Origin of the sequence: Qipengyuania sp. MTN3-11, assembly GCF_042851825.1 — a bacterium.
In the GTDB taxonomy this organism is placed as follows: domain Bacteria; phylum Pseudomonadota; class Alphaproteobacteria; order Sphingomonadales; family Sphingomonadaceae; genus Qipengyuania.
The window spans coordinates 197432-210380 of the sequence record NZ_BTGM01000003.1 but is presented as its reverse complement, the minus strand read 5'-3'; the positions used below and the strand labels follow the sequence as shown (position 1 = coordinate 210380).

Below are 12949 nucleotides of genomic sequence, written 5' to 3'. Positions count from 1 at the left end.
GACAAATGCACGGCTTTGCAAATCCGAAGCGATTTCTGTCGCTGGCGAAGTGGCTGACGCCGCTACTGCTGGGCGGCGGACTGGTCCTTGCCGGCGGGGCGCTGGCGTGGGGATTGCTGGTCGTTCCGCCCGACCGGCTGATGGGCGAGACTGTGCGCATCCTGTTCCTGCATGTACCGGCGGCCTGGCTCGGCATGGGCGGCTGGACTGCTATCGCCCTGTCGAGCCTCGTCTACCTCGTCTGGCGCCATCCGCTGGCGGCCCTGGCGGCGCGTGCCTCGGCGGTTCCCGGCGCGGTCTTTACCGCCATCTGCCTCGTCACCGGATCGATCTGGGGCAGGCCGACCTGGGGCACCTGGTGGGTCTGGGACGGGCGACTTACCAGCATGCTGGTGCTGCTGTTTCTCTTCTTTGCCTATATCGCGCTGGCGCAGGCGGCGGAGCGCGAGGGGGTGAGCCCGCGTATCCCGGCGATCTTCGGCCTGCTCGGCGCAGTCAACATTCCGATCATCAACCGCAGCGTGGTCTGGTGGAATTCGCTCCACCAACCGCCCAGTCTGACCATGGGCAAGAGCGCGATCGATGCTGCATTCCTGGTGCCGCTGCTCGTCGCCGTCCTAGGCTTCTCGCTGATCTTCGGCGGGGTCGTACTCGCGCGGATGCGCGCGCTGCTGGCACAGACGCAGACGGAAGCGCGCTTGCGGCGTCGGGCGATGGAGCTTCCGGCGTGAGGGAAGCGCTCGATCAGTGGGATTTCGTCCTCGCGGCTTATGCCGTCGGCATCGGCGGCACGCTGGCGATGGTCGGTTGGGCCTGGGCGAGCATGATCCATGCCGAGCGCCGGCGGGACGAGGCGCGGCGCAAATGAACGAAGCGCGCCCCCGGATGAAGGCCAAGCATCAGCGGCTGGTGCTGGTGGTCCTCGCGCTGCTGGCATTGGTCGCGGCCGGTCTGCTGGCGGCCTATGCGCTGCGCAACCAGGCGAATTATTTCTACCTCCCCGAACAGATGCGCGACGATCCGCCCGCGGTCGGCCAGGCGGTGCGGCTGGGCGGCATGGTCGAGACCGGGTCGATGCGTACGCTGCAGGATGGGGTGACGATCGCCTTCAACGTCACGGGCCGCGAGAATTCGGTCGTGCCCGTGCGCTTCACCGGTATCGTGCCCGATCTCTTCGTCGAGGGATCAGGCGTGGTGGCCGAAGGTGCCCTGGGCGCGGATGGAACCTTCGTTGCCGACAATCTCCTCGCCAAGCACGACGAGAACTATGTCCCGCGCGAACTGCAGGATATGAGCGAGCACCAGGCGGCCGAGATGGCCGAGGAGACGACGGTGGGTCTGGAATGACCGCCGAACTCGGTCTTGCCGCGCTGTGGCTCGCCGCCGCGCTCGCCGCATTGCAATTGCTGTCCGGCGCGCTTGCGGTGCGGGCGGGGGACGATGGGGGCGAGATCGCCAAGCTCACCCGACCCGCAGCTGTGTTGCAGGGCGTACTCGCCGGGTTCGCATTCCTAATGCTGCTCTGGGTTTTTGCGGTCACCGATCTCTCGGTGAAGCTGGTCGCCAGCAATTCGCATTCGATGAAGCCGATGATCTTCAAGCTTTCGGGTGCCTGGGGCAATCACGAGGGCTCGATGCTGCTGTGGGTGACGGTGATGGCGCTCGCCGGCGCGTTGATCGCGGGTATCGAGCGCCGGCTTCCGGAACGGACCATGCAGGCGACCCTGTCGGCCCAGGGTTTCGTCGCGCTCGGCTTTTACGCCTTCCTGCTGCTGAGCTCCAATCCCTTCGAGCGCCTGCCGGTTCCCGCAGTCGAGGGGCTCGGGCTCAATCCGCTGCTGCAGGACATCGGCCTCGCCTTCCATCCGCCGACGCTCTATTTCGGCTACGTCGGGCTTTCGATCGCCTTCAGCTTCGCCGTCGGCGCGCTGATCACCCGGCAGGTCACCCCCGATTTCGCCAGCGCGATGCGGCCCTGGGTGCTGGGAGCCTGGGTTTTCCTGACGCTCGGAATCACTGCCGGAAGCTACTGGGCCTATTACGAGCTTGGCTGGGGCGGCTGGTGGTTCTGGGATCCGGTGGAGAATGCCTCGCTGATGCCCTGGCTGGCTGCGACGGCGCTTCTGCACTCGGCGAGCGTTCTGGCGGCGCGCGATGCCTTGCGTGCCTGGACGATCATGCTCGGCGTCGTCGCCTTCTCGATGAGCATGGTGGGCACCTTCCTGGTGCGTTCGGGCATCCTTACCAGCGTGCACGCCTTTGCCGTCGATCCGGAGCGAGGGACCTTCATCCTGTTCCTGCTGGCGCTCTACATCGGCGGCGCGCTGCTGCTCTTCGCCCTGCGCGCCGGGACGGTCAGCGAAGGGGAGCGCTTCTCCGTCGCCAGCCGCGAAGGGGCGCTGGTGTTCAACAACGTCATGCTTTCCGCCATCCTCGCGATTGTCCTGCTCGGCACGCTCTACCCGCTGCTGACCGAAGCCTTCGACGTGCGCGTCTCGGTAGGGCCGCCCTATTTCAATCCGGTTGGCGCGATCTTCGTCGTCCCCATGCTGCTGGTGATGGCCGTGGGCCCATTGCTGCGCTGGCGGCAGGACGGGTTCGGACGCATCTCGCGCGAGCTGGCAGCGATCGGGGCGCTGATCCTTGCTGCGCTGATCCTCGTCAGCCTGATCGGCGATGTGGATCTGCTGCCGCTGCTCGGTCTCGCACTGGCGCCGGGCTTGGCGGTAGCGAGCTTCCTGCCGCTGCGGGGGCGCATTCTCAGGCGGCTGCCCATCGCCACCTGGGGCATGGTCGTCGCCCATTTCGGCATCGCCGTCGCGTTGTTCGGCATGGCCAGCGAAAGCGCGTTTTCCGAGGAACGGCTGGCGGCGGTGCAGATCGGAGAACGCACCGATGTCGGGCCTTGGACTATCGAACTCGACGGCGTCGCGCCGGTCGCCGGCCCCAACTGGACGGCAATCGAGGGACGTCTTTCCGCCAGCTACGGTGGTGGCGAGCCCCGCATTCTGCGCCCCCAAGCGCGCAATTTCTGGGCGCCGCCGCAGGAAACCGCCGAGAGCGTCCTCGCTACCCGCTGGAACGGCCAGCTGTATGCCGTCATCGGCAACGAAGCGGGCGATGGCCGTTGGCAGCTGCGGCTGTGGTGGAAACCCTTCGTCACCTTCATCTGGTACGGCGGCATCCTTATCGCGCTCGGGGGTGTGCTCGCGCTGATCGGCCGCGTCGTGGGCGATGTGAAGCGCCGCACCGTGCGCCGCAAGGTGGCCGCGCGCCGCAAGGAAGCTCTGGCGTGAGCTGGCGGCTATGGGTTCCCCTGCTGCTGTTCGCCGGGTTTCTCGGCCTCGCCGGCTATCAGCTCAGCCAGCCCAAGGACGAATTCGTCGAAAGCCGCATGATCGGCGAGGAACTGCCGTTCTTCGAACTGCGTCCCGCTGCGCAGGACCGTCCCGGGATCGCCAGCGCGCAGTTCCGCGACGGCCAGCCGCGGCTGCTCAACATCTGGGCGAGCTGGTGCCTGCCCTGTATCGCCGAGGCACCGCAGCTGGAGCGACTGCAGCGATCGGGCGCGCAGATCGTCGGCATCGCCATCCGCGACCGGCCCGAGGACGTTGCCCGCTTCCTTGCCCAGCACGGCAATCCCTACGCCGCCATCGGGGCCGACGATCTGTCCGAAGTCCAGCTCGGGATCGGCTCGTCCGGCGTCCCCGAAACCTTCGTGATCGATGGCCAGGGGCGGATCACCTACCAGCACATCGGCGACATTCGAGCGGGTGACGTCCCGATGCTCCTCGAAGAATTGCGAAAGACCGGTGCGTGAAGAGCGGGTTTGCCATCCTCGCGCTCCTTTTCGCCGCGCCGCTCCTCGCCCAGCAGTCACTGCCTCCTGCGCCCTATGCGTATCGCCAGCTCGACGATCGGGCGCAGGAGGAGGCCGCACAGGACCTGATGGAGACCCTGCGGTGCCTCAAGTGCCAGTCGCAGAGCATTGCCGACAGCGATGCGCCGATGGCGGGCGACATGCGCCATCAGGTCCGCATCCGCATCGCGTCGGGTGAGAGCCCGGACGCGATCCGAGACTGGCTGGTCCAGCGATATGGAGATTACGTCAGCTATAAGCCTGAAGTCAGCGCCACCACCTGGCCGCTCTTCGCCATTCCCGGTGTGTTCTTCGTGATCGCAGTCGGCCTGCTGCTGCGGCGTTACCGGCGGCGCGCATGACTTGGCTTCCGATCCTGGCCCTCGCGGCTCTGGTGTTCCTCGTGGCGGCCTTCCTGCTGAAGCTGCCGCGCAGCGTGTGGACGTTGTTCGGCGCGGCGCTGCTGTTCGGGCTGGCAGGATATGCCACGCAGGGTTCGCCGGGGCAGGGCGGTTCGCCCAAGCAACTGACCCCGGAGGCTGTCGAGACCGGCGAACTGATCGTCGAGGCACGACGCGAATTTTTCCCGGCGAACGAGATGCCGTCGCGCTTCGTGGTGACCGCGGACGCCTTCGCCCGGCGCGGCGACTTCGCCCAGTCCGCACAGTTCCTGCGCAATGCCGTCGAAGAAAACCCGCAGGACACCGAGGCGTGGATCGCGCTCGGCAATGCGCTGACAGAGCATGCCGATGGGCAGCTGACTGCCGCCGGAATGTATGCCTATTCCCGCGCCGAGCAGCTTGCTCCGCGCAATCCGGCGGCGGGCTATTTTGCCGGGCTCGGCCTGCTGCGATCCGGACAGCCCGGACGCGCCCGGGCGATCTGGGCGGACCTGGTCGCGAGCGCACCCGAGGACGCCGAATGGCGACCGGCGCTTGAGGAAAGACTAGCGCGGCTCGACGCGATGCTGGCTCAGAATCCGCTGGGCGCGCCGCAATGAAACGGCGTGGCGGGGCATCGAGTCGCGATGTTGCGGCTGCGAAATCGGGGTGCTAATGGCCGCGCCCCTGTGCCGCAAAGGCGCCGCAGAGGCGACTATACGCCGCAAGGATCGAACCATGCTCGCGGAAACTACCCTCCGATGACAGAAGGCCAAGTGCCGCAGAAGCACCCTTCCAGCGAGGGGTTGCAGGGTGCGCACGGACAATCCGCCACGAAGACGACGCTCGCCGTCGGAGCGATCGGCATCGTCTTCGGCGATATCGGCACCAGCCCGCTCTATGCCTTTCGCGAAACCTTCCTCGGTGAGCATTCGCTGGCGATCGACAACCTCCATGTCTACGGCGTGGTCAGTCTGATCTTCTGGTCGATGACGCTGATCGTCTCGATCCAGTACGTTTCGATCCTGATGCGTGCGGACAACAAGGGCCAGGGCGGCACGCTGGCGCTGGTGGCGCTGCTCACTCGGCATATCGGCGGATCGTCCTATGGCTGGATCACGATCCTGCTCGGGGTCTTTGCGACCGCGCTGTTCTACGGCGACAGCATGATCACCCCGGCGATCTCGGTGCTCTCGGCGGTCGAGGGGCTGACGGTTGTCAATGCGCAGCTGGAGCCGCTGGTCATTCCCATCGCGCTGATGCTGCTGATCTTCCTGTTTCTGATCCAGCGCCGCGGGACCGAATCGGTGGGCAAGCTCTTCGCCCCGATCATGATCGTTTATTTCGTGACCATCGCGACGCTGGGGGTGATCCACATTGTCGGCAATCCGGATATCCTTCGGGCGCTGAACCCTTGGTACGCAGTGCAGTTTTTCATCACCGACGGCACGATCGCCTTCCTGGCGCTGGGTTCGGTGGTGCTGGCTGTGACGGGATCGGAAGCGCTCTATTCCGACATGGGCCATTTCGGTCGTGGCCCGATGCGGCTGTCGTGGTTCGGTTTCGTCATGCCGTGCCTGCTCCTCAACTATTTCGGGCAGGGAGCGATGATTTCGGGGATGGACCCGGCCGAGACGATGGTCGCGATGCAGAGCCCGTTCTTCAACATGGCGCCCGAGGCGATGAGGCTGCCGTTGGTGCTGCTGGCGACGGCGGCGACCTTCATCGCCAGCCAGGCGGTGATCTCCGGCGCTTTCTCGGTCACCCACCAGGCGGTGCAGCTCGGTTTCATTCCGCGCCTGTCGACCGAGCATACGAGCGCGTCGGAACGGGGACAGATATATATTCCCTTCGTCAACAACGCACTGATGGTCGCGGTCATCCTGCTGGTGCTGTTCTTCCAGAATTCGAGCAACCTCGCTTCGGCCTACGGCATCGCGGTAACCGGCGCGATGTTCATCGACACATTGCTGATGGGCGTCCTGATGTTCGCCGTGTGGAAATGGAAATGGTGGTGGGCGCTGCCGGTCACGTTGCTGTTCGTCTTCGTCGACGGTGCCTATTTCGGTGCCAACCTGCCCAAGGTGCCCGATGGCGGCTGGTTCCCGCTGGTGGTGGGCGTCATCGCCTTCACCCTGCTGACCACCTGGGCCAAGGGCCGCAAACTGATGCGCGAGCGGATGAGCGAAGTGGCACTGCCGATCGAGATCTTCGCCAAGTCGGCGAAGAATTCGGCGACGCGCGTGCCGGGTACCGCGATCTTCATGGCCAGCCAGATCGCCGGCGTGCCCAGCGCGCTGCTACACAACATCAAGCACAACAAGGTGCTGCACGAACGCGTGGTGATTCTCACCGTCCAGATCGCCGACGAGCCCTATGTCGATCCCGATGCGCGGTGCGAGATGCACGATCTCGGCGATGGCTTCTACAAGGCCATCCTTCACTACGGCTTCATGGAAGAGACCGACGTTCCGCAGGGCCTCAAGTCGATGCAGCGCTGCGGCGGCGATTTCGACATGATGAACACCAGCTTCTTCCTCAGCCGCCAGACCCTGATCGCCAGCGACAAGCCGGGAATGGCACTCTGGCGCGAAAAGGTCTTCGCCTGGATGCTCCGGAACGCGGCGACCGCGATGGAATTCTTCCGCCTGCCGACCAACCGCGTGGTCGAACTCGGGAGCCAGGTGGAAATCTGAACAGGACGGCTCAGGCCGTCGGCGGTTCGTCCTTCACCACGTCCTCCTTCTCTTCCAGCGCGAGCCCGTGCCGCATGAGCATGGGGATCTGGGTGAAAGTGAAGAGGAAGCTCAGGGGCATGAACACCCAGAGCTTGGCCCAGAGCCAGCTTTCGAAACTCAGCTGCGCGCGCAGAACCTCGTTCAGCCCGGCCAGCGCAAGGAAGAACACGCCCCAGTTGCGCGACAGCTTGAGCCAACCCTCGCGGTCCAGCCCCTCGAAAGCGGCCTCGAGAAGGGTCTGGAGCAGCGCCTTGCCGCGTATGTAGCCGATCAGCAGGACCACTCCGAAGAACAGGTAGATCGCGGTCGGCTTGATCTGGATGAAGCGTTCATCGCGCAGCCAGATGGTCAGCGCGCCGAAACCGACGATCAGCGCGGTGGAGAGCATCAGCATCGGCGAGATCTTGCCGAACTTCCATTTGCTGAACCCCAGTGCGATCACTGCGGCGATCATGAAGGCGATCGTTCCCTGGATGACCGCCGTGATCTCGCCGAAGGTGCCGCCCCCGTCCGGCGCGGCGAATTTATATACGCCGAGGAAGACCAGCAGCGGCCCGTAATCGACCAAGATGTTGAGCCATCCGGTCTTGGGTTTCTCTTCGGCCACTATGCCACTCCCGCAATTACGCGCGCGACCAGGTCGGGGTCGAAGGGTCGCAGATCGTCGATCTTCTCGCCGACGCCGATCGCGTGGATCGGCAGGCCGTACTGCTCGGCCGCCTGGACCAGCACGCCGCCGCGCGCGGTGCCGTCGAGCTTGGTCATCACCAGACCCGTCACCCCCGCCACCTCGCGGAACACGTCGATCTGCGCCAGCGCGTTCTGGCCGTTGGTGGCATCGAGCACCAGGACCACGTCGTGCGGTGCCTCCGGGTTGAGCCGGCCGAGCACCTTCCTGATCTTCGACAACTCGTCCATCAGTTCGCGCTTGTTCTGCAGGCGCCCGGCGGTATCGACGACGAGCGCGTCGATACCGGTGGCGGTCGCCTGCTTGACCGCGTCGAACACCACGCTAGCCGGATCGCCGCCTTCCGCGCCCCGCACGAGTGGTACGCCGACCCGGTCCGCCCAGGTCTGGAGCTGGCCGATCGCGGCGGCGCGGAAAGTGTCGCCCGCCGCCAGCATTACGCCGTAGTCGTCTTCCTGAAACAGATGGGCGAGCTTGGCGATCGTCGTCGTCTTGCCGCTGCCGTTGACGCCGATAACGAGGATCACCTGCGGGCGCGGAAAGGCAGTGATCTCGAGTGGTCTTGCGACCGGACGCAGGATTTCGGCGATCTCCTCGGCCATCGCCAGCCGCAGCTCCTCCATGGTGATCTCGAGCCCGAAGCGCTTTTCGGCGAGCTTCTCGCGGATCCGCGCGGCAGCGCTCGGCCCCAGGTCGGAGACGATGAGCGCATCCTCGACATCGTCCAGCGTCGCATCGTCGAGGCGGGCGGTGCCGACCACTCCCGTGAGGTTGGTGGAAAGCCGCTCGGACGTCTTGCGGAAGCCCCCGAACAGCCGCTGAGACCAGCTGGTTTCGCTCATTGCAGCAGTCCCTTATCGACTGTCCCGGGAGTTACGGTGACGATCGCCCCGCGCGGTGTGCTCGAGGGCAGCTGCACCCGGGCGAACTCCGGCGAGTAACCGGTTCCGTCGCTTTCGGCGAGAATTTCGAGCGGTTTGCCGACGAGCGCGGCGAGCCAGGCGTTACGCGATGCGGCGACCGCGGTCCGCAATTCCGCCGCGCGCCGCTTGATCTCGCCGTGCGCGACCTGCGGCATCCTGGCTGCGGGAGTGCCCGGTCGCGGGGAATAGGGGAAGACGTGTCCGTGGACGATGCCGAGCTCATGTACGATCGAGAGGTTGGCGGCGTGGTGCTCTTCGCTTTCCGTTGGGAAGCCCGCGATCAGGTCGGCACCGACGGCGAGATCGCGGCGGCGTGTCCGCAAATTCGCGATCAGATCCACCGCATCGCGACGCGAATGGCGGCGCTTCATCCGTTTGAGAATCAAGTCGTGCCCGTGCTGAAGCGAGAGATGGAGATGGGGCATCAGCCGTGGCTCGGATGCAAACAATTCGAGAAGCAGCGGATCGATCTCTACCCCGTCGAGCGACGACATGCGCAGCCGCCTGAGTTCGGGAAAGCGGTCGAGAATCGCCAAGACCAGCGTGCCAAGCAGCGGCCGGTCGGCGAGATCGGTCCCCCAGGAAGTCACGTCCACTCCCGTCAGGACCACTTCGGCGGCGTTCTGAGCCAGGTGAGTCTCGACCTCTCGCAGCACCTGTTCGATCGTCAGCGACCGGCTGGGCCCGCGACCTTGAGGGATCACGCAGAAGGTGCAGGCATGATCGCATCCGTTCTGAACCGCGACGAAAGCGCGGGTATGCAGGGTCGTCTCTGCCCGAGCGGCAGGAGCCGTGTTCCATGCCCGCGGATCGAGCTTGGCGGAATTGGCGACGAGGCCGTCGACCTCGGGCATGGCCGCAATCTGAGCACGTTCGATCTCCGCGGCGCAGCCGGTCACCAGCAAACGGGCATCGGGATGGGCGCGGCGCGCGCGGCGGATCGCCTGGCGGGTCTGGCGCACCGCCTCGCCGGTCACCGCGCAGCTGTTGACGACAACGACATCGCGCTCGCCCGCCAGGATACCGCGTATCCGTTCGCTTTCGGCGAGATTGAGTCGGCAGCCTAGCGATATCACCTGCGGTTCGGCGAGTGTGGCGTTCATGCGAAGTCGCTCCACTCGAACTCGCCCCTGAAGCTCTCGCTCGCGGGGCCGGTCATGACGATTTGCCCGTCCTCGAGCCATTCGATCGTCAGCTCGCCGCCCGGCAAGGCGACCGTGACCGTTCGCTCGACGAGCTTGAGGCGCATCGCAATGATGGCCGTGGCACAGGCCCCGGTACCGCAGGCCCGGGTCAGGCCGGCCCCGCGCTCCCACACCCGCAGCCTGATCCTGCCCGATGCCTCGACGGTGGCGACATTGACGTTGATGCCGTGCGGAAACAGCGCATCGGTCTCGATGCGCGGGCCCAGCTCATCGAGCGCGACCGCGTCGCAATCGTCGACGAAGAACACGATGTGCGGATTGCCTACGTTGACGGCGGCTGGATTCTCCAGCGAGTCCCAACCGATCGGCATCGCAAGCGTATCCATGGCATAGGCTAGTGGGATATCTTCCCAGCCGAAGCGTGGAGCACCCATATCGACGCTCGCGCCGCCCGCCGCCGGGGTCAGGGCGATGATGCCGCCGCCGGTCTCAACCGATGCGGGCTTGCCGTGGAGCAGGGCGACGGCACGGGCGGCATTGCCGCAGGCCTCGACCTCGCCGCCGTCATGATTGAAGATGCGCATGCGGAAATCGGCCCCGCCGCTCGCTTCGAGCAGGATCAGCTGATCGCAGCCGATCCCCGTATGACGATCGGCAAGCGCCCGGACGGTTTCGCGCTCGACCCGCGGCAACCCGGCTTCCCGACCGTCGAGGACGACGAAATCGTTGCCGAGACCGTGCATCTTGATGAAGGGAACGCGCATCGCCGCGCGCATCTAGGCAGGGCGCGCCGCGCCGTCCAGTGTGCGCCGGGCGTGATGCGTCGGTTCAGGCGCCGTGTGCGGCGCGCTGCTCGGACGCCTCGTCTTCCGAAGCTACGAAATTTTCCGCCAGCAGCGACACCTGCGCAAGCCGTTCCCTGACCCGTTCGGCAGGCTCGGGCCGTCCATAGTGATAGCCCTGGCCCTTGATCCGTCCCATCCGCTGCAGGACCTTCAGGATCTCGTCGCTTTCGATCCCTTCGGCGGTGATCGGCATCTTCAACCCATCGCCCATCGACACGATCGCATCGACAAGTTGGCTCCCGGCTCCCGCCTGTCGCAATTCCCGAATGAAGCTGCGATCGATCTTGAGCCGGTCGAATGGCAGCGATCGCAACTGCGCGAGGCTCGAGTATCCGGTGCCGAAATCGTCGAGGCTGACCTTGACGCCCTGGTTGCGCAGCGAGGTGATCATCGTGCGGACCATGCCGATATCGTTGTGCAGACAGCTTTCGGTGATCTCGATCTCCAGCCGCGAGGGAGGGAAGTTGCGCTGTACGAGCATTTTCAGCAGTTTTTGCGAAAACCAGGGATCGCGCAGCTGCACGGGCGAGATGTTGACCGAAAGGGTCAAGCTTGGATGCCAGGCTTTCGCGTCCTCCATGGCCTGGGCGATGAGCCCTTCCGAAAGCTCGGCGATGACGCCGATCTCCTCGGCAATGGGAATGAAGATGTCGGGATTGACCGTCCCAAGGTCGGGCGAGTGCCAGCGGGCAAGCATCTCGAACCCCGCCAGTGCGCCGCTGTCGAGATCGACCTGTTGCTCGTAATAGGGCACGAATTCACCGTTCGCGATCCCCCTGCGAATGCCGCTTTCGAGTTCGTTGCGGAAGCGCAGTTCGTATTCCATCGACGGTTCGAACCAGAAGAAACGGTTCTTGCCGTCCTTCTTGGCCTGATACATCGCGATATCGGCCTTGTGCATCATCTGCGGAGGCGTGGCGTTGCCGCTGCATTCGCGATCGACCGTGTCGCTGCCCGCTATTCCCACCGACATGGTGATTTCCACCGCGACGTCGCCGATCGCGATCGGTTCGGCGACCTGATCGATCAGACGTTGCGTCAGTCGCTCGACGCCTGCGGAATCGGAAGGGTGGAAGAAAACCGAGCAGGCGAACTCGTCGCCGCCGAGCCTTGCGAGGAGAGCGTCGGCAGGCAGCACATCGGCCATCCGATCCGCAGTGACCTGCAAGACCCGATCTCCCACGGAATGCCCGTGGAGATCGTTGACCTGCTTGAAATTGTCGAGGTCCACCTGAATCACCGCGATTGCCCGGCCGCTTGCCCGTGCCTCGGTAAGCTGATCCTCCAATGCCGGGCCCATGCTGCGCCGGTTGTAGCAATTGGTCAGCGGATCGATATCGGCCAGCTTGAGCGCTTCTTCCTCGGATATCCTGCGGATCAGCAATTCCTTCTGAAGTGCCTTGTAACGGCTCGATCCGAGCACGATCAACGCGACGTTCAGGATAAGCGCGTTGGTGAGAAGAATGTCGGGCTGCGACGTCAGACCTCGCCAGGCACCGATCAACTGCGGCAAAACCGATCCTCCGGTGCCAACGAAAAGGATCATCGCCGCGAAGGCGATCCCCAGGGCGACGATGTCGCGTTCGGTGCGGCGCGCACGCGAGAATTTCTCGCTGATCGCCTCTCGGAAAGTCTCTGGCCGTGCGGACAATTCCGCCCCCCTCGGTTGCCAATGAGGTCTTTTGCCCGAAGCTGATAAAAAACCCGTTAACTCGACACCGATGGCGAGGGCCTCGGTGGCGTGGGGGCGGGCCACGGTTGGCACGGCATGTCCGGCTCGTCTATCGCCGCGAAACACTGGCAATTACCAAGGATGATCGAGACGTGGCGCGATACTGGCTGATGAAATCCGAACCTTTCAAATACGGCTGGGATGATCTCGTCGAGCAGGGCGAAGGGGTCTGGGACGGCGTGCGCAACCACCGCGCGAAAAACAATCTCGCGGCGATGGAAGTCGGGGACGAAGCTTTCTTCTATCACTCGCGCGAAGGGCTGGAGATCGTCGGCATCTGCGAGGTCAGCGTCGCCGGGATCACCGACCCGACCGACCCGGAAGGAAAATGGGCGGCTGTGAAAGTGAAGCCCAAGACCAAACTGCCGCAACCGGTCACGCTCAAGCAGGTCAAAGCCGAGCCCAAACTGGCGGAATGCGAACTGGTCAAGTTGTCGCGCCTTTCGGTTGCCGAGATCACACCGAGAGAATGGAAAATCATTTGCGAAATGGGAGGGTTGAAACGCGTTCGCCGGCGGCGATCGGTTGGGCCTATCCAGGGAGCATTTGACCGTGATCGATCGGAACAGGGCACCGTATCGGCCGTTGATTGGTCATAGACGAGCGGATGTCCGCGCGTAGCATCAGAAAGGACCGATC

13 protein-coding genes and 1 pseudogene are annotated in these 12949 nt (G+C 64.8%); 9 read left to right on the top strand and 5 right to left on the bottom strand.

What is annotated here, in order from left to right; all coding sequences use genetic code 11:
- The first annotated feature begins 5 nt into the window (after positions 1 to 5).
- From ccmC to ACGHN1_RS11860, 8 genes are all read left to right on the top strand, one after another.
- Complete coding sequence (ccmC, locus tag ACGHN1_RS11895; RefSeq protein ID WP_390551071.1) at positions 6 to 731, top strand: heme ABC transporter permease CcmC; 726 nt, start codon at positions 6 to 8, stop codon at positions 729 to 731.
- Positions 728 to 868 (top strand): hypothetical protein, encoded by a 141-nt coding sequence (locus ACGHN1_RS11890; RefSeq protein ID WP_390551070.1) that lies wholly within the window; start codon positions 728 to 730, stop codon positions 866 to 868. Before ccmC ends, ACGHN1_RS11890 begins: the two co-directional genes overlap by 4 nt.
- A complete protein-coding gene (gene ccmE / locus ACGHN1_RS11885; protein WP_390551069.1) occupies positions 865 to 1347 on the top strand; it encodes a cytochrome c maturation protein CcmE in 483 nt (160 codons plus the stop codon). Before ACGHN1_RS11890 ends, ccmE begins: the two co-directional genes overlap by 4 nt.
- On the top strand, positions 1344 to 3296 hold the full coding sequence (locus ACGHN1_RS11880) for a heme lyase CcmF/NrfE family subunit (RefSeq protein WP_390551068.1): 1953 nt from the start codon (positions 1344 to 1346) through the stop codon (positions 3294 to 3296). The genes ccmE and ACGHN1_RS11880 overlap by 4 nt, the downstream gene beginning before the upstream one ends.
- Positions 3293 to 3820, top strand: a complete 528-nt coding sequence (locus ACGHN1_RS11875; protein ID WP_390551067.1) for a DsbE family thiol:disulfide interchange protein — start codon at positions 3293 to 3295, stop codon at positions 3818 to 3820. Before ACGHN1_RS11880 ends, ACGHN1_RS11875 begins: the two co-directional genes overlap by 4 nt.
- A complete protein-coding gene (locus ACGHN1_RS11870) occupies positions 3817 to 4221 on the top strand; it encodes a cytochrome c-type biogenesis protein (protein ID WP_390551065.1) in 405 nt (134 codons plus the stop codon). Before ACGHN1_RS11875 ends, ACGHN1_RS11870 begins: the two co-directional genes overlap by 4 nt.
- Positions 4218 to 4859: a tetratricopeptide repeat protein gene (locus ACGHN1_RS11865; protein ID WP_390551064.1), complete on the top strand. Its 642-nt coding sequence runs from the start codon at positions 4218 to 4220 to the stop codon at positions 4857 to 4859. Before ACGHN1_RS11870 ends, ACGHN1_RS11865 begins: the two co-directional genes overlap by 4 nt.
- A gap of 141 nt (positions 4860 to 5000) precedes the next feature.
- Positions 5001 to 6935 carry a potassium transporter Kup gene (locus ACGHN1_RS11860; protein ID WP_390551063.1) on the top strand — a complete coding sequence of 645 codons (1935 nt, stop codon included), beginning with the start codon at positions 5001 to 5003 and terminating at the stop codon, positions 6933 to 6935.
- Between the two features lie 10 nt (positions 6936 to 6945).
- On the opposite strand, the gene ACGHN1_RS11855 is transcribed toward ACGHN1_RS11860, so the two are convergent.
- The 5 genes from ACGHN1_RS11855 to ACGHN1_RS11835 all read right to left on the bottom strand — a co-directional run bounded on the left by ACGHN1_RS11855 (position 6946) and on the right by ACGHN1_RS11835 (position 12229).
- On the bottom strand, positions 6946 to 7587 hold the full coding sequence (locus ACGHN1_RS11855) for an inner membrane-spanning protein YciB (RefSeq protein WP_390551247.1): 642 nt from the start codon (positions 7585 to 7587) through the stop codon (positions 6946 to 6948).
- Complete coding sequence (ftsY, locus tag ACGHN1_RS11850) at positions 7584 to 8507, bottom strand: signal recognition particle-docking protein FtsY (RefSeq protein ID WP_390551062.1); 924 nt, start codon at positions 8505 to 8507, stop codon at positions 7584 to 7586. Before ftsY ends, ACGHN1_RS11855 begins: the two co-directional genes overlap by 4 nt.
- Positions 8504 to 9691, bottom strand: a complete 1188-nt coding sequence (locus tag ACGHN1_RS11845; RefSeq protein ID WP_390551061.1) for a MiaB/RimO family radical SAM methylthiotransferase — start codon at positions 9689 to 9691, stop codon at positions 8504 to 8506. The genes ftsY and ACGHN1_RS11845 overlap by 4 nt, the downstream gene beginning before the upstream one ends.
- Complete coding sequence (dapF, locus tag ACGHN1_RS11840) at positions 9688 to 10497, bottom strand: diaminopimelate epimerase (protein ID WP_390551060.1); 810 nt, start codon at positions 10495 to 10497, stop codon at positions 9688 to 9690. Before dapF ends, ACGHN1_RS11845 begins: the two co-directional genes overlap by 4 nt.
- A 64-nt stretch (positions 10498 to 10561) precedes the next feature.
- Positions 10562 to 12229, bottom strand: coding sequence for a putative bifunctional diguanylate cyclase/phosphodiesterase (locus tag ACGHN1_RS11835; protein ID WP_390551059.1), 1668 nt, complete (start codon positions 12227 to 12229; stop codon positions 10562 to 10564).
- A gap of 191 nt (positions 12230 to 12420) precedes the next feature.
- On the opposite strand from ACGHN1_RS11835, the pseudogene ACGHN1_RS11830 reads away from it, so the two are divergent.
- Positions 12421 to 12807: pseudogene (locus tag ACGHN1_RS11830) on the top strand (EVE domain-containing protein); the annotation flags it as partial.
- Positions 12808 to 12949 lie beyond the last annotated feature (142 nt).